This window comes from Pseudomonas sp. C6002 (genome assembly GCF_013385805.1).
Classification (GTDB): domain Bacteria; phylum Pseudomonadota; class Gammaproteobacteria; order Pseudomonadales; family Pseudomonadaceae; genus Aquipseudomonas.
In genome coordinates this window covers 1-228 of sequence record NZ_JACAPH010000053.1, presented here as the reverse complement: position 1 = coordinate 228, position 228 = coordinate 1, and positions in this window count along the sequence as shown.

Below are 228 nucleotides of genomic sequence, written 5' to 3'. Positions count from 1 at the left end.
GTCAGATCAAGATCAAAAGCAAAAGCACAGCGGCCTCCCGGCCGGCTTGAGTGTTAAAAGCAAAAGCAAAGACCAGAGCGAAAACAGATCTGCTTTTCTGTGGGAGCGGGCTTGCTCGCGAAAAACCTGAGAGCGCCGCGTTCATTCAGAATGCCCGCGTCATCGTTAACGACCTTCGCGAGCAAGCCCGCTCCCACATTTGGACCGTGCCCGCTTTAGATTTTGATT